The organism is Undibacterium sp. GW821-FHT11H02 (assembly GCF_058808015.1).
The window spans coordinates 37,716-57,690 of sequence record NZ_JBXARG010000021.1 but is presented as its reverse complement, the minus strand read 5'-3'; the positions used below and the strand labels follow the sequence as shown (position 1 = coordinate 57,690).

The window sequence follows — 19,975 nt, the reverse complement described above, 5'->3', positions numbered from 1 at the left end:
TATTTCTATTCAGAGGGGATACTGATTAATCGTACGAAGAGAAAATAAATGATGATGAACAAAGAAAACAATAAGGAGTAAGTATATGCAGTATGAAGTTATGGATACCCAAATTGCGCCAGAAGGGCACTTAGAAGTTTTATCGAAAGCAGAAGTCGCCCGATTGCGCGACACCAGTCACGGAAGTTTGTATCAGTTATTTCGTAGTTGTGCTTTAGCGGTTCTCAATTGCGGTAGTGGTTTAGATGACGGTAAAGAATTATTAGAACGCTACAAAGAATTTGAAATTAGTATCGTGCAACGTGAGCGCGGTATTAAATTGGATGTGAAAAATGCACCTGCCAGCGCCTTTGTTGACGGTGTAATGATTAAAGGTATACAGGAGCATTTATTCGCCGTCTTGCGTGACATTCTTTTCATCCATGGCGAGATTATTAAGAATGCACATATCAATATTGAATCGACCGAAGGTATTACTGACGCGGTATTTCATATTTTACGTAATGCCAATTTATTGCAGCCGCAGATTAGTCCGAATTTAGTGGTCTGCTGGGGTGGCCACTCTATCTCTGGCGCTGAGTACGATTACACCAAATTAGTTGGTTATCATCTTGGCTTGCGTGCTATGGATATTTGCACCGGCTGTGGACCCGGAGCAATGAAAGGTCCGATGAAAGGCGCCACTATCGGTCACGCGAAACAGCGTATTGATAATGGTCGTTACATAGGTATTTCTGAGCCCGGCATTATTGCTGCCGAGGCACCGAATCCTATCGTAAATGACTTGGTGATTTTGCCTGATATCGAAAAGCGCCTTGAAGCATTTGTGCGTATGGCGCATGGTATCGTGGTATTTCCTGGTGGTGCGGGTACGGCAGAAGAAATTTTGTATTTGCTAGGAATTTTGCTACACCCAGATAACGCCCAGCTACCATTTCCTGTTGTGTTTACCGGGCCAGCAGTCGCTTCCGACTACTTTAAACAAATCGACCAATTTATCGGTTTGACTTTAGGGGCTGAAGCACAAAGCAAGTACAAAATTATTATTGACGACCCGGTCGCAGTAGCGCGTGAGATGCAAGATGGAATTAAGAAAGTTCGTGCATTTAGAAAAGCGCGTGGAGATGCTTATTACTTCAATTGGTTGCTAAAAATTGATGCTGAGTTCCAACACCCATTTGCGCCGACTCACGCCAATATGAAGGGCTTAGCCCTGCATAAGCTACAGCCTTCGCATTTGTTGGCGGCCAATTTACGTAGAGCGTTTTCTGGTGTGGTCGCAGGTAATGTGAAAGATCAGGGCATACGTGCAATTGAAAAGCATGGGCATTTTGAAATCTGTGGGGATCCAGAGATTATGCATGCGATGGACATTTTGTTGACGTCGTTCGTAGAACAAAGTCGCATGAAGTTACCAGGCAAAGCTTACATACCTTGCTATAAAGTGATTAAGTGAGTGATCAAATCTGTGGCTGCATAAGTGGTTGATGTGCTGGCAAAGTAGGAAGAAAACGCTCGATTTTTTGTTCCTCATGTTGCTTGCCAGCGCATTTTTGCTACGGTAATGAAAAAAACAAATATTTCAGGTGGGAAATTAGTGTTTATTCAGAAAAAAGTAGCATAATAAGAAAAGACGCTGGTTTTCGCGTGTGGTTTTCTTAATTTTGAATAGTAAATACGCGTAGGTGATGGAGTTGTGAATTATTCCCGCTCCTGACATTTCACTCACAATGAGGATATAAATATGAGCACTGTCCAACATGAAGTTGATGAACGTACCAACTTGATCAGTTCAAATAAATTTGAACTTTTGTTGTTCAGATTAGGTACGGATGCAGTTAATGATCGCTCTGAATTATTTGGTATTAACGTATTTAAGGTGCGTGAAATTGTTGCTATGCCGGAAATCACCTCAGTTGCGGGTGCTTTGCCACATAATTTAGGCGTAGTTAATCTTCGTGGTCAGATCATCCCTGTAATTGATTTGCCTTCTGTGGTGGGACGTAAGCCGACAACAGGCTTGAATATCATGCTGGTGACTGAGTTTGCTCGATCCACGCAAGGTTTTGCGGTGGAGTCGGTGGAAGAAATTGTACGCTTGGACTGGCGCCATGTTTTGTCGGCAGAATCAAGTGCGGCGGGTGGCTTGGTGACGAGTATTGCACGCCTTGATGGTGATTCTGAAGAGACGCGCTTGGCGCAGGTATTGGATGTTGAACAAATTCTGCGCCAGATCGCACCTAAGGATGCGAAAGACGTTGACTCCGATACTATTGGTGCGAAACTGAAAATTAAACCGGGTGCGGTGATCTTGGCGGCGGATGATTCCGCAGTCGCTCGTGGTTTGATCGGACAAGCTCTAGATGCTATAGGTGCGCCATTTATTATGTGCAAAACAGGTAAGGAAGCTTGGGAAAAATTACAGGCTATGCATACCGCAGCGATAGCAGAAGGCAAGCAGATACGCGACAAAGTCGGTTTGGTCTTAACCGATCTGGAAATGCCAGAAATGGATGGTTTCACCTTGACGCGCAATATCAAGCAGGATGATCGCTTCAAGATGGTACCCGTGATTATTCACTCGTCTTTGTCTGGTACTACCAATGAAGATCATGTACGTAGTGTCGGTGCCGACGCTTATGTCGCTAAATTTGTCGCAGAAGAACTCGCTGCAACGATACGTGAAGTGATTACGCATTAAGTTGGATTTAAACGAAATCAATTATTGATTGAAATAGTCAAATGTAATCAAGAAAGCTGGTTTCCACTGTAAGTGGTACCGGCTTTTTTATTGGGGATGCTGAAGCAGTGTAAGATGTCGTCCGTTCAAATGAATTCGCGATGTTATAGGTAACCGATAAAAGGAAAATATGGAAAAGTTTATGACTTACGAAGAGTATTTAGATGAAGTCACCACTTTGTTGACCGAGATGTACAAGATCAACGATGAAGCGGCCATCAAATACGTGATGCGAGCTCAGGCCGCCGATTATTTTAGTCCGCATGACGATCACGAAGAAATGCGCACTCAAGAACGTGCGATGAAGGATGCTAAGATCGTGTATGAAACCCGCAATAAGTCACGTCCTGAAATTTTTCGTAAATAAGATTTCGGTCACGGCAAATGTCATCACAAGCTTGCACTGCAGGCTTGCTTCATACTTTACACCTTCTCCATTTCTTCCGGATCTAAGGCAATCACATGGGTTTGCAATTGCCCGCGTTCGTCGTGCCATTCACGCATGATACAAGCTTGACCTTCCTCATCAATGGCAATGATCTTGAAGAAGTTGCCTATCATAGACTCAATTAAAATCCTTTCGTCCTCAGGGAAACTTTTAATAAATTGCTTGCTTAAGGTAGTGACGCGGACAATGTCACCTATTTCTACGGTCTGTTGTTTGGCGTCGAAGATGGGTGTTTGGCTCATAATTGAAAATTCGTGTTTTACGTTATCAGAAAAAATGAGTGGCGTACTGACTTGTTGTACGCCACTACGGAAATGAATATCGACTTAATCTTTCTTCTGAATATCCGCTTTTTCTTTACCAACTTTATAAAGAATAAATGCGATCAGAAGAAAGGGAATTAATGACAAAGCATCCGCATGCAGACCAGCAAAGAAAGGATTATTGGCTTGCGCCCAATCACTGATTTTCTTGTCGAAGTCGGTCATGATACCAGCACAGAAGGCGATTACTATGCCAGCCAAAGCGCCACCTGCGATATAGCCAGATGATAACAGCACACCTGCACTGCGATCGCCTGCCGCTTGTTTCTCGTCTTCGTTCAAATGCCGGTTTTTCTCCAAGCGATTATTTCGCAAATCGACCAGCCAACGTATCATCCCACCTATGAACAGTGGGGCGGAAGAGGCCAACGGTAAGTAGACGCCAACGGCAAAAGCGAGTGAAGGAATGCCAGACATTTCCAACACCAAAGCGATGATGACGCCAAATAAGACTAAAGCCCACGGAAGTTCGCCATCGAGTATGCCCTTAATAATATAAGAAATCAGCACTGCTTTTGGGGCATCATATTTTTTGACTTCAGAACCGTCAGGTCGTGTGGTGTGAGTCCCATTGATGCCTGGATCGATCAGATACACAGCTGTACCGTTTGTATCAACCAGATATTTTCCAGCCGGTGCGCCTTGTGTATCGTTCTTGTGCCACACTTTGTATTGGGCACTATCTTGAGCCGCTTGTGGACCTTGTAATTGCATTGTCTCATTGAGTTTGCTTGCATCGGTGCTTAAGCCTGGTGCAATTTGTGCGATCGGCACATAGACCGTGCTGGCATCGTTCAGTTTCAACAAAATCGGCCCCAAAATTAAGGCGGAGCAAAAAACGCCAATCAAGATCGCATATTGTTGGTAGCGTGGTGTGGAACCCACCAAGTAGCCAGTTTTTAAATCTTGTGAAGTGCAACCAGCAACACTAGAAGCAATACAAACGATAGCGCCAACCGATAAAGCGGTGACATAGTATTGTCCGCCTACCCAACCCATCAATAAAAAAATCAGACAGGTGAATAACAGCGTAGCGACGGTCATGCCTGAGATTGGATTGGACGATTGGCCAATTTGCCCCGTTAGTTGCGAAGAAACGGTGGCAAAAAGAAAGCCAAACACTAAAATCAAAATGGCACCGAGCAAGTTCATATGCAAAGGCGTCGCAACGGTAATGACCGCGATAATGGCCAATGCGCCCATTACTACCCATTTCATCGCGATACTCTGCTCAGTGCGTGGGATAGTGTTATTTTCCAAAGTGTCTTTTGTGGCGTTTTTGCTTATTCCAGATAAACCTGAAGCTAGGCTACGCCAGATTAGGGGCAGCGCGCGCGCCAGACTAATCAATCCGCCAGTTGCAACTGCGCCAGCACCGATATATAGCACATAGGCACCACGGATTTCGTTTGGACTCATGGCGCTAATCAGCTTTGTGGCCGGCGCTAGTGGAGTCAGTAATCCATCGCCAAAGAATTTGATCAGTGGAATCAGTAACATATACGACATGACGCCACCAGCCGCCATGATCGCTGCAATGCGTGGTCCAATGATATAGCCTACGCCTAGCAGTTCTGGCGAAATCTCGGTACCGATAGAACCGCCTTTTAAGGGCGCAGAGAATACGAAGTCAACAGTGTCTTTCCAGCCTTTTAAGGCGATATTGCCGACTTTATAGACAAGGCCGATAAAGAAACCGCCAAAGATAATTTTGGCGCGACGATTAGCATCCGCTTGCGCATTGGGATTGCCAGATTCGCCTGCTGCTTCACGTGAACTATCATTGGCGGCTGCTTTTAAGACTTCGGCGCATGCGGTACCTTCGGGGTATTTTAGCTCATGATGTTTTTCAATGATCATGGTGCGACGCATCGGTATCATCAGTAATACACCGAGCAAGCCACCTAATACCGCCACCAACATGACGCGATAAATTTCCAAATCAAAACCCAAAATCAGGATTGCTGGCATGGTTACACCTAAGCCAAACGCCAGTGACTCACCTGCTGACCCTGCCGTTTGTGCAATGCTGTTTTCTAAGATACTGGAGTCCTTGCCACCGAACTTGTGGGTCAATCGAAATAAAGTAATGGCGATCACCGCGACCGGAATCGATGCGCTGACCGTTAAGCCAACTTTAAGTACCAAGTACAAGGACGAGGCGCCAAAAACCATGCCCAAAATCGTGCCCATGATCAAGGCACGTAAAGTAAATTCAGGTAGATTGGATGAATCAGGAATATAGGGCTTGAAACTAGAGGGGAGTGGTGATGGTGGCATACTGCTCTTTCTGAAACGTCTCGCGGAGTAATTGTTGTTGGCTCAAGATAACAAAGTAGCTCAAGCCGTGCAGCGCATTATCCCGGTTTTTTTAAAGAAAGTACAAATAAGTGCAAAATTGGCACAAGCAGTTTTTCTATCCGTGGCTGCGCTGTAATATTTTGTTGTTCACAATTTTGGTATAGATTTGATTGCCCGAATGGTAGGATTACGCCATGCCAGCACTGCCAGAATAAGCGCACAAAGACAAGAAAAACCCAGTGCGTAGCGCAGACCTAAATGTTCACCTAGCCAGCCACCGAGGAGCGCGCCAGGACCCGCTGGAATCAATGTCAACCAACGCATGGTGCTGGTGGTACGACCTAATAAAGCTTCAGGCGTGACGGCCTGACGTAAGGCTAAAAAGTTAATGAAGATAAAGACTCCGCCGACTGCGTAACACATTAGCATCAGGGCAAAGGCAATTACGCCGAACAGATTGGCGGGGGCAATAGCAAGCAAACCCCAGCCCACGCCACATATGGCAATACCGGTCACCATGCAAATGCCAGGACCTAATTTTTGACTGATTCTATTGCCAACGATACTGGCCAAAATGGTACCGATACCCATGCATACATAGCTCAAGCCAACCGCATGTTCGGATAAACCCAAGATTCGTGTGGCAAACAAAATTTGTACCACTAGGGCGGCGTTATAGGCGAGTTGCCAAGTGCCTACGGTGACTGCTAAGGCCACTAAGATCTTGTTGCGCGCGACGAATTGCAAACCCTGTTTTAAGTCACGCCAAAAATTTGCGTCCTCATTCAGTTCTCTTACTTCATGAATTTTTATTTTTCGTAAGATGGTAGCGGACAGTAACAATAAGAAGGCATCGGCAAACAAAGCCATTGGCGCGCCGAGTAGTTTGATTAATGCGCCCGCGGTAGCAGGGCCGGCAACCTCAGAGCCAGAGCTAGCCAAGGCATTTTTCGCATGTGCCTCAACTAAGCGATCCCGTGGCACTATTTGGGTTAACACGATTTGTGCCGCGGTACCCGCGGTGGTATTTACCGCGCCTATCAGAAAGCCAACGACGTATAGCCAAGTCATATTGAGAAAACCCAACCACCACGCAATAGGCACACTGGCCACCGCTAAGGAAATCGCTACTTCGCCCGCGATATAGACGGGCAATTTCTTAACCCTATCTAACCAAACCCCAGACGGCAGTGACAACAAAACGTAGGGGGAAATTTCCATAAATGTCAGCAAGCCCATTTGAGTCGGGCTTGCATTCAGTAATACGGCTGCTGTCAGTGGCAGGGCTAGTAAGGTAATTTGCGCGCCAAAGGAACTGATGAGTATCGATAGCCAAAGCCGGCGATAAATAAAATCGCGCAGCAGATCGTTCGCTGGAATGAGATTTTTTAGCGAGTAACGTTGTAGCCAACTGGCTGCTTGAGATTTAAGCATGGCAAAGCTGAGAAGATACAAAGTAGGGATGCTTGTTTGACCTCGAGATAGTAAAAAAGGTTCTTCGAGTTACATGTGAAAATAGGTTTTGTGAAGTTAGTGCTGGTAAATGCAAAACAATCGAGAATCTCAAAAATACTCAACTCGGTTTACAATGAGCAGCATTAATAATTGAAAATTGAGGTGCCTATTTAATGTCAAGCCGTTCTCGGGCAGAAAAGCCGCCAGCCTGTTTTGATGATTTAGCTTCGGTTGTTATGTTGGATTTTGAAACGACGGGGATGAGTCCAGAGCAGGGGGCAAGAATTACCGAAGTTGCTGCTATGCGCATACAGCAAGGCAAAATTGTTGATCGTTTCGTGTCTCTGATTAATTGCAAAGTGTTGGTTCCTGCTTTTATTACGCAACTTACCGGCATTACTCAAGCGATGGTGAACAGGGCACCTCCGGTGTCTGAAGTGATGCCGGAATTACTGGCTTTTATTGGACATGATTTTTTGGCCGCGCATAATGCTAGTTTTGATGAGAAATTCTTGTTGGCAGAGGCTCGTACGCTAGGCTTGGAATCTCAGCACCAAACTGCGATTTGTTCGGTAAAGTTAGCGCGTCGTGTATTGCCGGGTATGCCGAGTTATGCTTTGGGTAGAATTGCTTCTCAACTGGGTTTGCGTTTCAAAGGACAGGCGCACAGAGCCGAGGCCGATGCGGAAGTGGCGGCGAACTTATTGCTGCATATTGAAGCCCATCTGAAACAGCAATACGCTTTGACACAAATACAGCCTTCCTTATTTGTCAGCATTAATCGCTTAACGGCGGCGAAAGTACCGGCCTATTTACGCGGCTTGCAATAAAGAATCTAGATAGAAAGAATTGATATGAAGCAGAATCAACGTTTTCGGCATTACAAGGGCGGCATTTATCAATTGGTTTGTGAGGCAACTCAAGAGTCTGATTTGAGTCCTGTGATCGTTTATAGTGCCCCCGATGGTAGCCTTTGGACACGACCACGTGCAGTTTTTTTTGAATTGATAGAAGTGAACGGGCAAACCGTACAGCGCTTTGTCGAGATTGATTAAATATGGATAGCCAGGACTTGGAAGTGCTTAAAACCTGTGAGCGTTGGCTTAATGCCGGGCAGGCTTGTGAATTGGTGACGGTTGTAAAAACCTGGGGTTCAAGTCCACGCCCTGTAGGTTCTATGTTGGCGATAGGTGAGAGTGGACAAGTGATTGGCTCAGTCTCAGGTGGTTGCATAGAAGATGATTTAATCGCTCGCGTGCAAGAACATGGATTTCAACGCGAGCGCCCTGAGTTAGTCAGCTACGGGATTACTGCCGATGAGGCGCATCGTTTCGGTTTGCCATGCGGTGGCACCATACAACTGGTGATTGAGCCTCTGACACTTGATAGCAAAATCAGCGATTTGTTGGCTCGATTGGGGCAGCACGAACTAATTGCGCGTCATCTAGACTTGCTGACTGGGACAGTGATTTTAAAAAATGCACAAGCAGATGATGCTTTATTTATTGACCAAAACGAGTTGATTAATATTCATGGACCACGCTGGCGTTTATTGATCATAGGTGCGGGACAATTATCACGATTTTTAGCGACGATAGCTTTGGGCATGGATTACCAAGTGACGGTGTGTGATCCTCGCGAAGAATATCAGCAAGGCTGGCAAGTCGATGGTGTGCGACTGGTGCACGAGATGCCCGATGACACCGTGTTGGCCATGCAACTTGATGGCCGTAGCGCCGTCGTGGCTTTGACCCACGATCCTAAACTAGACGACATGGCATTGATCGAAGCATTAAAGTCTCCTGCGTTTTATGTTGGCGCGATTGGATCGCGCGCAAATAACGCCAGACGTAAAGAGCGCCTGCTAGAATTCGATCTGAGTGAAACTCAGGTGGCAAAATTGCACGGACCGATTGGGATTTATATTGGCAGTAAAACGCCGGCCGAAATTGCAATTTCTATTTTGGCGGAAATGACGGCGATAAAAAATAAGGTTGTTTTGGCTCCAGAGAATCGCGTCGATATAGGCAAACAGCAAATGACGACGCAAACACAATCGGGTGTCTCGGACTGTTCACTTTAAACAAGGCTTAGTGCCTAATTTTGATATGGAACATCAATAATAGAATTTTCCTACTTTAAGTAGGTAAAAAACCTTAGAAAATCGACTTTTGAAACCGTTTTTATCAGATTTTCAATGGGTTTTCGCGTAGAATTTCGGCTAAATTAGAAGCACTCCAAGAATCAAACCAGGCAGGAGCAAGAATGAGCATTAAATCCGATAAGTGGATACGTCGTATGGCTGAGCAACATGGCATGATAGAGCCGTTTGCACCAGGTCAGGTACGCCAGGAAAATGGGCAGAAAATCGTTAGCTATGGCACTTCTTCGTATGGTTACGATATTCGTTGCGCTGATGAATTCAAGATTTTTACGAACATTAATAGCACCATCGTTGATCCTAAGAATTTTGATGAAAAATCCTTTGTCGATTTCAAAGGTGATGTTTGTATTATTCCGCCTAACTCCTTTGCTTTGGCGCGCACTATTGAATATTTCCGCATTCCACGTAGTGTCCTGACGATTTGCTTGGGCAAATCCACTTATGCACGCTGCGGTATTATTGTGAATGTGACGCCATTCGAGCCAGAGTGGGAAGGCTATGTGACTTTAGAGTTTTCGAATACAACACCTCTGCCAGCTAAGATTTATGCCGGCGAGGGCTGTGCTCAGGTATTGTTCTTTGAGAGCGATGAGATTTGCGAAACTTCCTATAAAGACCGCGGTGGTAAATATCAAGGGCAAGTGGGAGTGACTTTGCCTAAGGCTTGAAGCAAAAAATCGTCAGTCTTAGTACCAGGTCAAGGTACAGCAAAAAGCGATGCACTAAAAATGCATCGCTTTTTTACCTACTTAGCCCATAAATCCTAAATTGCGATTACTGAAGTTGACGATATTGGGGAAGATATCGTTGATCTGCGTGTTACTAAGTCCAAACCAGCTTGCCAAAGTAGCGCCATACTGGTCGACGGAAAATTGTGGTAGCAAACTGCCTGAACCCACGTCCTGATTGTGTTTCAAGCCCGTCACCGGGAACGTGCCGTAAATGTCCTTTCCCTTGACAGCGCCACCGACGATGAAATGATGCGAACCCCAGCCATGATCGGTCCCATCGCCATTACTGGTGAAAGTGCGGCCAAAGTCTGATGCCGTAAATAAGGTTACCTGATTGCGCATATTACTGCCTAGTAAATTGCCCATGGTGGTATCAAAATAGGCAATCGCATGCGACAGTTTTGCCAGCAAGTCTGCTTGTGATGTACGTTGCGCATCGTGAGTGTCAAAACCACCCATGCTGACAAAAAATACCTGACGCTTTGCTCCCAAAGTGTTTCTACCCGCAATAATTCTTGCGACCGTTTGTAGCTGTATGGCTAGCGCGTTATTGGCTAGGACGCCGGTATTTGGATTGGTGTATTGGCTAGGATTGGGTACGCCATTGCTGCCAGTTGGTGCCATTGCTGGACCGAGCAAGCTCTGTGCATTGATGGAGCGAGTGGTTACCGCAGCATGCTCTTTTTGGAAATAATTTGCCGTATCGCCACTAATGATATTACGCAAGGTCGATCCTGCCGTGGAAGAGCCGAACAAGTTCCCACTCAGCCCTGCAATCGGTACCGCCCCAGATGAACCCACCTGGTATTGAATCACATTTCGGCCAGACAGAAAAACGGCGTTTCCTGAGGCAGAGATTGCGGTAAAAATGGGATTGCTATTGTTGGACGCCATCAGGTCGCCCATGCGCCCACCCCAGCCATAACTGGCGCCTTCAGGGGCATACGCCTGCCACAGCGACTGTTGGTCATTATGTGAGAATAATTTAGGCGGTAATTTGACGCTGCCTGCTTTATATTGTTCCAATGTGGTTGGCATAACGAGCGGGCCGACGTTGGCAATAATGGCGGCACGACCTGCGTCGAACAGTGTTTTGAGTTCGGTCATACTAGGATGTAGCGCAAAGCTTCGTCCGGCCTGAGTGGTGTTGGTCACGATAGGCAGTACGCCGCCGTTAGCGCCCACGGCTGGCAATGCGATCGAACCAGCTTCACTAGTCGTTCTTACCGTTTGATACTGCGTCCATGAAGTAGAATCGGTAGCTAATACCGTGTTGGCATGGTCATTCGCACCATATAAAAATAAGCAAATAATCGCCTTATAGTCACTCACGTTGGTTTGTGCCGCAGCAGAACTCATGGTCGCGAGATTGAGCGCAAACGGCGACGCAAGCCCGAGGGCGCCAGTAGTGCTGAGTAAGGAAGATAGTCGTAAAAACTCTCGACGAGAAGCATTAAGTTTGGACATGAGATGCTCCTTATTTCTGTACCAGATATTCTGGTGACGCCATGGTTAAATAGATGCACATATAGACCCGATTCAACTTCGCGGTATCAATGGCACTTTGCGTGCTGTTTGGTATGGCGATTGAGTTAACCGCGGCCAGAATTTGCGAGCGTAAATTACTGCTCATCTGGCTCGCCATGAGTAGTAAATTGATTTGGTCTACCAATAATTCAGGCGTGGTGGCTAAAGGCGTCAACAGAGAGTAGTCTCCTTTGGTATCGCGTGAACTCCCTATGCCGTTTGGTATTGCATCGCGCAATACATTCAAATAGCCGACCACGGACGTTTCTGCGGTAATTTGCATCTCAGGTGAGACTAATTGTGCGTTGGCGATTGTCGAATTGGGCGGCACGTATCCGGGTCGATAGAAATTGAAGACGGTAGGTGAGCGCATCGGTGTTTGAGCCAGACCTGTTAATGGGTCATCTAAATTGGTAATGCGGAAAAAACCGGAAGTCGATCTGGCGTTAGTTGCTCGTAACCAGTTAGCCAGACGTAAAATTGGCTCACGTAATTTGCCAACACCGACATTAGTCAAATTCGGATTATTGCGTGCCTCAATATCGAGTAGGATCGCCTTGATGACAGCCTTCATATCACCTCGAACGCCTTGTCCATTATTCGCGAAAACGGCACTGACGCGCGCGACGTATTGCGGGCTTGGATTGCTAGTCACTAGGCGCTGGATTAACTGTTTGCCGATAAATGGTCCTACGTTTTGATGGTTAAAAAGCGTATCCAAAGCTATTTTTAAACTGGCCTCAGGGTTTGCTGGACTTTGTGCCGGGATGCTAACGCCTAAAAACTGCTTAATACTTGTGGAATGGTAATTAGGATAGCTTTGCATAGGCATCCAGTCTCGATTGACATCAGCATTACCACCAAAAAAGCGTGAATTGGATTTATCAGGCCCAGCCCAGCTCCAGCCAGTAAATACTTTCGCCAGCCCTGTTATGTCCTCATTGCCGTAGGTTTCGATTGGCTTTCCATTTAGCATGGCGTAACTGCCATCGGGATTGAGCTTATACAGTCCCAGCGTAAATAACTGCATGACTTCACGTGCATAATTCTCGTCAGGCACACGGGTGCCTGATTCTTTTTGGTTACGGATCGAGGTCAAGTAAGTGCCCATCATGGGATGCAGACTAACCGCTTCTAATAGCGTGCGGAAATTGCCAAATGCATGCTGTCCCAAAGTGTCGTAATAAGAAGCAACGCCTCTTGGATAATTCGCGACGCCGCTATCTTGGAAAGAAATGACAAAAATCTGCGAGAGGGCGAAGGTGGTGCGCTGGCGCAGCTGATCTTCTCCATTAATCGCTTGTTGCCAGAACGATTCAAAGAAGTGATTTTGATTTAATCCGCTTTGACCATTGCTGAGGCCTGCCGCCACTTGATCCATATAGTTACGATGCAGGGTTTGTGAAATTGAAAACTGTGTGTTAATCCAATTTTCGTAGCCGACAGTAGTTAAAGAAGTAATCGAGTTGTTGCTGGCACCAAAGGTCGCTTGTTGCAGAAAACGTGAAGCTTGCGGTGCGCTAGGTAAACCAGATTGGCTGCTACCTGTACCGATTAATGCACTGATGAGACCTTGTGCAACGCTGATGTCGTTCGATGTGACGGTAGCTGCTATCGCCATGCCTTTGCTGATGGAGTCGGCCGGGCTGATGTAACTAATACCTTGGGTAATAGAGAAAATTTTTCCAACAATATTTTTGTTGTCCAGTAGCTGAGCGACCCAGCCATAAGTCGGATCACCACTAAAGGTGTGTGCGGAATTTAGTATGGTTAATACCAAAGTACCCCGGGTTGCTGTTCCGTTCGCGAGGCTATTGCTCCAATAATCGAGTCCTTCTTGGTCAGGACTTGGTCTGCCTAAGACGTTCTTGTAGACGATACGAACAAAGTCGGCATTCGACATGTCGGCACTGTAGCCAGTTTGAGCAGAGTGGAAGAGCGCTGCGGAATAGAATGATTCTCCTATCTTGTCTAAGCTCATCCCATTTTTGACTTGCGTGATCCAATAGCTTAATCCATTGGCATCCGGTACACGATTGAAATAGGCAATATATAGATCAACCAGAGAGTTAAGATCTTTGGTGCTGATGTCTTTCGCTTTAACCACTATATCGAGGTTGATAGAGATGTCTGAAAATAGTAACTCTTTAACGCTACTATTTAAATTGATTGTGCCATCACTACCGATTTGGTCCTGTACGGTCGTGCTGCCATCAGTGTTGGTCGTAACAAGATAATTTGAACGCGGCCCATTAAAACTTGCACTATTCGTTGTCACCACAGGCGGTGATTGGTAGCTGACTCTTGCTTCAGATGTCGTATTCGCCGAGTCAGGAGAGCGACTGCAAGCAGTCAGGCTACTCAAAGCTAACAGACCTATGAGATAGACATATAGTCGTAAGTGTTTAGTCCAAGACCAGACAACTAGTGTGGAAAAGTGTTGAGGGGTAGTCATGGCGTGTTCCTCACAAATAGCCTTAGATTTAAATTCTGCACCTACCGCATCAAAAAGCTTGACGTTCAGGTATCGGCGAGACAGGTTCAGCAGCTTTTGAATAGGCAGTGAAATGCCGCCTATTCGATTTCCGCCAAAGTTTGATGCACAAATGACGACAAAATTATTTTTGATTGGGTTGGGATATTGACGAATTCAAATCCATAGCGAAATTCTTCTGTATTTTCGGTTTGTACTATGGATCTGATAATCAGGGGAATGATTAGATAGGCATCTTCACCTGCAGTATTGACTTTGAATTTGATGACGCCGCTGTCGCCTTTTTTTCCTATATTGCGTTTCAGTAGGCCAGAGGTTCCACCCATGCTGATATCGGTCAAAGTGGCTGCGCCCATTTGTTCTGGCTCGCCTACGGTGAGTGAAGCGATAATTTTGACACTGGCACGAGAACTTTGTCGAATTGCGGTACAACGAACGATCTTGGGGTAAGACAAATGCAGATAGGGATGCGGAGCGTATACCGACTTTAGAGCAGATGCGGTAAAGGCGTAGGCTTTCTTTCCAGGAAATGCACGTACGATAAATGTCTGACCATCACGAATAATCGCACCACGGCCATCAACACGAGGTGCAGTGACCAAGATAGATTGATTTTTTACGAAGCCTATCAAGCGTACTGTGTATCTTATTGCGGCATTATCATGCACTTGCAAAAAGATGGTTTCACCTACTTGCCAACGTACGCTATCCAAATCCAGCATTACGGATTCTTTGTTGAGATCGTTGATAGCAGCTTCGTTTTGCTTGCTATTGGTGCTTGATAAAATGGGATCAAGCTTGTTATCTAATTTACTTGATGGTTGAGAAAAGCTACTTGCTTGACTGGCTTTAGGTAAGGGTGTTTGGTCGTTAGCCTGACCGTCATCCAGCGAGTCTTCAAAATAACCATCTTCTATGATCAGCTTGAGTTCTTCCGGGCTGTCAATGATCGTGCCAGCATCATGCAGGGTATTACCCCAAGCATCAAAAATCGCCCATGGTAGTGCTTGTCCAAGTTTAATCTGGTCTTTATCGACAGGAGTAAGGGCACCCAGCTGGCTCATCTTTCTGCTTTATTTTGAGTCTATAACGGCACCAATTGTATATCGAATGTCAGATGTGACAGCAAGAGAATAGACGAAAAAAAGCCACGCTTTGCTTCAGCGCGGCTTTTTAAACGATAAGTGGTATTCGCGGCCTAGCTGCTGCTGCATTTCTCCAACATAACTTAACTCATTTATTCGACATTTTCAGAGCCTTGCGGAACGCAATCGACAAAATATCCGCGTTTGCCTTCTACTTCCGCTTTCACTAAGCCGTGACAATCTGTCTCGAAACCTGGGAATTGATCATTGAAGGCGCGTACAAACTTCAAATAATCAACGATGGTTTTATTGAAACGTTCACCAGGGATCAGCAATGGAATGCCTGGTGGGTATGGCGTTAATAAAATTGCAGTAACGCGCCCTTCGAGATCATCGATCGATACCCGCTCAATTTCACGATGCGCCATCTTGGCAAAGGCATCGGAAGGCTTCATCGCTGGTTGCATGTCGGACAAATACATTTCTGTCGTTAAACGTGCAACGTCATGCGCTTTGTAGACCTCATGGATGCTTTGACATAAATCGCGCAAGCCTGCACCTTCATAACGCGGGTTGGCGGCAGCGAACTCTGGCAAAATACGCCACATCGGTTGATTCTTGTCGTAGTCATCTTTGAACTGCTGTAAAGCAGTCAATAAGGTATTCCAGCGGCCTTTGGTAATGCCTATGGTGAACATGATAAAGAACGAGTACAGGCCACATTTTTCAATGATAACGCCATGTTCTGCCAAGTATTTGGTCACGATGGACGCTGGGATACCCGTTTCGCCGAATTTGCCTTCTAAAGATAAACCTGGTGTCACAATCGTTGCTTTGATTGGATCAAGCATGTTGAATCCTGGCGCTAATTTGCCGAATCCATGCCAGTCATCTTCTGCGTGGATCATCCAATCTTCTTGCGTGCCGACACCATTTTCCGATAGGTGATCTGGACCCCATACTTGGAACCACCAATCTTGCCCCCATTCTTGATCGACTTTGCGCATTGCACGACGGAAGTCGAGTGCTTCCAAAATGGATTCTTCCACCAGTGCGGTTCCACCCGGTGCTTCCATCATCGCTGCCGCGATATCGCATGAAGCGATGATCGAATATTGCGGTGAAGTTGAAGTGTGCATCAGATAGGCTTCGTTAAAACTATCTTTGTCCAATTTGACGGTTTCCGATTCGCGTACCAAGATTTGCGATGCCTGAGAAATCCCCGCCAATAACTTATGCGTCGATTGGGTGGAGAAAATCATCGATTTTTTGGCACGTGGGCGTTCTTTGCCAATCGCATGCATGTCTTGGTAGAAGCTATGGAAAGTCGCATGGGGCAACCACGCTTCGTCGAAATGCAAAGTATCGATCTCGCCATCGAGTAATTCTTTGAGTGTTTCCACGTTGTACAACACCCCATCGTAAGTTGACTGTGTGATCGTCAAGATACGCGGCTTTTTGTTTTTTGCCTTGCTGGCAAATGGATTCGCTTCAATTTTCTTACGGATACTTTCCATAGAAAATTCTTCCAATGGAATAGGCCCAATAATGCCAAGGTGATTACGCGTTGGCATTAAGAATACCGGGATCGCGCCACACATAATAATGGAGTGCAAAATCGATTTGTGGCAGTTACGATCAACAACAACGATATCGCCTGGAGCTACCGTAGAGTGCCACACCATTTTGTTGGAAGTTGAAGTGCCATTGGTCACGAAGTAGCAATGATCGGCATTAAAGATACGCGCAGCATTGCGCTCAGATGCCGCCACTGGACCCGTGTGGTCGAGCAATTGACCAAGTTCTTCCACCGCATTACACACGTCGGCACGCAACATGTTTTCACCAAAAAATTGATGGAACATTTGTCCGATAGGTGACTTCAAGAATGCTACGCCGCCTGAGTGACCTGGGCAGTGCCAAGAGTAAGAACCATCATTTGCATAGTGAACCAAGGCACGGAAGAACGGTGGCGCTAAGCCGTCTAAATAAGATTTGGCTTCACGAATAATATGGCGTGCGACGAACTCCGGGGTATCTTCAAACATATGAATGAAGCCATGCAATTCACGCAAAATATCGTTAGGAATATGGCGTGAGGTGCGTGTTTCACCATACAGATAAATAGGGATGTCAGCGTTTTTGTAGCGAATTTCCTCAACGAAGGCACGCAAAGGTTTTAACGCGAAATCGCTTTCTTCGTCGGTACCTTCACCGAACTCTTCATCGTCGATAGATAGAATAAAAGCTGAGGCGCGCGATTGTTGTTGGGCGAATTGGGATAAGTCGCCATAACTGGTCACACCCAGGACTTCCATACCTTCTTTTTCCATGGCGTCAGCGAGCGCACGGATGCCAAGACCAGAAGTGTTTTCAGAACGGAAATCTTCGTCAATGATGACGATGGGGAAGCGGAATTTCATTTAGGTCTCCAAAAAGCCTGTTACGGGAGACGCCTGGGCCAGTGTGTTAAACCGCTTGCGCGCCGAAAAAATAAAGATGCGAATTTTCGCAGAAATGCAGGTTCAAATGTCAAAAATATTGAGCTATTTTGTGCGGATCGCACGCAAATCCATGATATTTCATCTCTCTGTCATATAAAGCCACAAGATGCATTGATTTGCGAGTTATATAAATTACTCAAAAAGACAATTGGATGAGCATTTTAAATCGCTAAATTCGCTGAACTCGGTCGCTTAGTAATATTTAAGTTGCTGTTTTCTCAGTTTGTTTCTGCATAAAGTTGATGCGTAAGCCGTCAATGGAGTACAGCGCAAGGCCGATCCAAATACCAATAAAACCCAGCATGCGTTCATGGCTAAATTGCTCATGATAAAGCCACACACCAATCAATAATTGAAGGCTAGGTGAAATATATTGCATCAGACCTAGGGTCGCCATAGGAATACGTCTTGCAGCAGCGGCGAACATTAATAAAGGTATCGCGGTAATGGGCCCCGCGGCGAGTAAAAGCAACTGGGTTTGCGTGGGAGCGGAGGTAAACACGCTTTCACCCTGCATAGCAAGATAAATCAAATACGCTAATGCAAATGGAAACAGCAACATGGTCTCTAATGACAAACCTTCCAGAGCGCCCAAAGCAGCTGTTTTTCTGAGTAAACCATACATACCAAAAGTGCTTGCTAATACCAAGGCAATCCAGGGAGGATGTCCGGTTTGTAAGCTTAGCCAAATGACGCCTAGCGCAGCGCAAGCGACGGCCAGCCACTGCAGCTGTCGTAAGCGTTCTTTGAGTAAAACAAAGCCGAGGAAGACATTCACCAGTGGCGTCATAAAATAACCCAGACTGGCGTCAATGATACGGTCGTTATTAATGGACCAGATATACAAAAACCAATTGGCAGAAAGTAGTAAGGCGCTGGCGGCGAAGCCAGCCAACAATTTAGGTTGACGCACTAGTTCCGGCAGCCAATTCCATTGCTTACGCCAAGCGAGCACCAGCATTAAAAAGACCAATGCCCACACCATACGATGTAGCAAAATTTCTATAGACGGAATCGCATGTAAGGCTTTGAAATAAAGTGGAAACAAGCCCCAAGCCGAGTAACACGCCGCTGCGTACAGTATGCCTTTGCGCATAGGAGATCAATCAAGAAAAATATTGAAGAAAATTTAAGTAAGTGGAATCAGTGCGTTTGCAGCTCAAGCTCACATTATCGCAGTTAATGCCTAAGCTCGCCGACAGGGAAATTCTGGTACGACGGTCAGGCAATTTAGCATCCTGCTATTGAGTTCATGTAACTGATGCCCATCTTGTTATGGTCAGCTTGGGATTGGTGCCATGAAGTTGCTAATGAGGCAGATTGCCAGCCATAACTTTTTTACTGAATGAAGGAAAGCGATGGGTTTTCTAGCCGCATTGGTCGTTATGTTGATACTGAGTTTTGTCGTCGTGCCGAGGCTGAGGTTACGCTATGTATTGGCACAGGCATTCCCCTCTCAATATTCCAAAATTTTGAGGAAAAATTTGCCCGGCTATAGTCGGATGCCGACGGATTTGCAACTGCAATTAAAGCGCAGAATTAAGCAATTCTTGTTCGAGAAAACTTTTGTTGCCTGCGATGATATGGTGATGAGCGATGAAATTAAAGTAACAATCGCAGGCAAGGCTTGTCTACTATTACTGAATCGCGAAACCGAAATTTTCCCCAAACTCACGCATATACTGGTTTATCCCCATCCTTTTGTTGCGCCCAGACAGCAAACTTCAGCAGGAGGCATTGTGACGCATACCAACCAAGGATTAAGTGGCGAGTCATGGAGTGATGGGAGGGTGATTCTGGCATGGGATCAGGTCGCAAATAATGCGGAAGCAGAGGCTTTGGGGCAAGACGTGGTCTTACACGAATTTGCCCATCAGCTCGATAGCGAGACTGGTAGCACCAATGGTGCGCCAGCGCTAAGAAATACTGCAGCCTATACAGCCTGGTCACAAATTATGGAGACTGAGTACGCTAATTTAATACGTGCAATTGAGTATGAGGAAGCGACCGTTATAGATCCATACGGTGCGACGAATCCAGCCGAATTTTTTGCGGTGACCACAGAAGCTTTTTTCAAAAAAAGTCAGGCATTGGCATATCACCATCCCGCATTATTTGAGCAATTAAGTGGCTACTATCAAGTTGATCCGCGTGATTGGCAGTAGTGGTCTTCAAGTAGTCGAGGTAGCTGACCTCGCTAAAT

16 protein-coding genes are annotated in these 19,975 nt (G+C 45.9%); 8 read left to right on the top strand and 8 right to left on the bottom strand.

Annotation, left to right across the window (positions count from 1 at the left end; genetic code table 11):
• The first annotated feature begins 85 nt into the window (after positions 1-85).
• From ppnN to AC1RR2_RS17975, 3 genes are all read left to right on the top strand, one after another.
• Positions 86-1,456: a nucleotide 5'-monophosphate nucleosidase PpnN gene (gene ppnN, locus AC1RR2_RS17985; RefSeq protein WP_493223651.1), complete on the top strand. Its 1,371-nt coding sequence runs from the start codon at positions 86-88 to the stop codon at positions 1,454-1,456.
• A gap of 288 nt (positions 1,457-1,744) precedes the next feature.
• Positions 1,745-2,701, top strand: a complete 957-nt coding sequence (locus AC1RR2_RS17980; protein WP_493223650.1) for a chemotaxis protein — start codon at positions 1,745-1,747, stop codon at positions 2,699-2,701.
• Positions 2,702-2,870: 169 nt separating this feature from the next.
• On the top strand, positions 2,871-3,107 hold the full coding sequence (locus AC1RR2_RS17975; protein WP_493223649.1) for a hypothetical protein: 237 nt from the start codon (positions 2,871-2,873) through the stop codon (positions 3,105-3,107).
• Between the two features lie 56 nt (positions 3,108-3,163).
• Here AC1RR2_RS17975 and AC1RR2_RS17970 read toward each other — a convergent pair whose 3' ends face one another.
• The 3 genes from AC1RR2_RS17970 to AC1RR2_RS17960 form a co-directional block, all read right to left on the bottom strand.
• Positions 3,164-3,430 (bottom strand): hypothetical protein, encoded by a 267-nt coding sequence (locus AC1RR2_RS17970; protein ID WP_493223648.1) that lies wholly within the window; start codon positions 3,428-3,430, stop codon positions 3,164-3,166.
• A gap of 84 nt (positions 3,431-3,514) precedes the next feature.
• Positions 3,515-5,791, bottom strand: coding sequence for an OPT family oligopeptide transporter (locus AC1RR2_RS17965; RefSeq protein WP_493223647.1), 2,277 nt, complete (start codon positions 5,789-5,791; stop codon positions 3,515-3,517).
• Positions 5,792-5,959: 168 nt separating this feature from the next.
• Complete coding sequence (locus AC1RR2_RS17960) at positions 5,960-7,246, bottom strand: MFS transporter (protein WP_493223646.1); 1,287 nt, start codon at positions 7,244-7,246, stop codon at positions 5,960-5,962.
• Between the two features lie 194 nt (positions 7,247-7,440).
• On the opposite strand from AC1RR2_RS17960, the gene AC1RR2_RS17955 reads away from it, so the two are divergent.
• The 4 genes from AC1RR2_RS17955 (at position 7,441) to dcd (ending at position 10,099) form a co-directional block, all read left to right on the top strand.
• Positions 7,441-8,097: a 3'-5' exonuclease gene (locus tag AC1RR2_RS17955; protein WP_493223645.1), complete on the top strand. Its 657-nt coding sequence runs from the start codon at positions 7,441-7,443 to the stop codon at positions 8,095-8,097.
• 24 nt (positions 8,098-8,121) lie between these two features.
• Complete coding sequence (locus AC1RR2_RS17950; protein ID WP_314863386.1) at positions 8,122-8,322, top strand: DUF1653 domain-containing protein; 201 nt, start codon at positions 8,122-8,124, stop codon at positions 8,320-8,322.
• A gap of 2 nt (positions 8,323-8,324) precedes the next feature.
• Positions 8,325-9,350: an XdhC family protein gene (locus tag AC1RR2_RS17945; RefSeq protein WP_493223644.1), complete on the top strand. Its 1,026-nt coding sequence runs from the start codon at positions 8,325-8,327 to the stop codon at positions 9,348-9,350.
• Between the two features lie 182 nt (positions 9,351-9,532).
• Entirely contained in the window at positions 9,533-10,099 is a 567-nt protein-coding gene (gene dcd, locus AC1RR2_RS17940) for a dCTP deaminase (protein ID WP_314863390.1), read from the top strand.
• An 81-nt stretch (positions 10,100-10,180) separates the two neighbouring features.
• Here dcd and AC1RR2_RS17935 read toward each other — a convergent pair whose 3' ends face one another.
• From AC1RR2_RS17935 to rarD, 5 genes are all read right to left on the bottom strand, one after another.
• Complete coding sequence (locus tag AC1RR2_RS17935) at positions 10,181-11,629, bottom strand: DUF1501 domain-containing protein (RefSeq protein WP_493223643.1); 1,449 nt, start codon at positions 11,627-11,629, stop codon at positions 10,181-10,183.
• Between the two features lie 10 nt (positions 11,630-11,639).
• Complete coding sequence (locus AC1RR2_RS17930) at positions 11,640-14,144, bottom strand: DUF1800 family protein (RefSeq protein WP_493223642.1); 2,505 nt, start codon at positions 14,142-14,144, stop codon at positions 11,640-11,642.
• A gap of 119 nt (positions 14,145-14,263) precedes the next feature.
• On the bottom strand, positions 14,264-15,247 hold the full coding sequence (locus tag AC1RR2_RS17925; protein ID WP_493223641.1) for a flagellar brake protein: 984 nt from the start codon (positions 15,245-15,247) through the stop codon (positions 14,264-14,266).
• 173 nt (positions 15,248-15,420) lie between these two features.
• Positions 15,421-17,691: an Orn/Lys/Arg family decarboxylase gene (locus AC1RR2_RS17920; protein WP_493223640.1), complete on the bottom strand. Its 2,271-nt coding sequence runs from the start codon at positions 17,689-17,691 to the stop codon at positions 15,421-15,423.
• Positions 17,692-17,974: 283 nt separating this feature from the next.
• Positions 17,975-18,868: an EamA family transporter RarD gene (gene rarD / locus AC1RR2_RS17915; protein WP_493223639.1), complete on the bottom strand. Its 894-nt coding sequence runs from the start codon at positions 18,866-18,868 to the stop codon at positions 17,975-17,977.
• Between the two features lie 262 nt (positions 18,869-19,130).
• Here rarD and AC1RR2_RS17910 point away from each other — a divergent pair, with 262 nt between their 5' ends.
• Positions 19,131-19,937, top strand: a complete 807-nt coding sequence (locus AC1RR2_RS17910; protein WP_493223638.1) for a M90 family metallopeptidase — start codon at positions 19,131-19,133, stop codon at positions 19,935-19,937.
• The last annotated feature ends 38 nt before the right edge of the window (positions 19,938-19,975 follow it).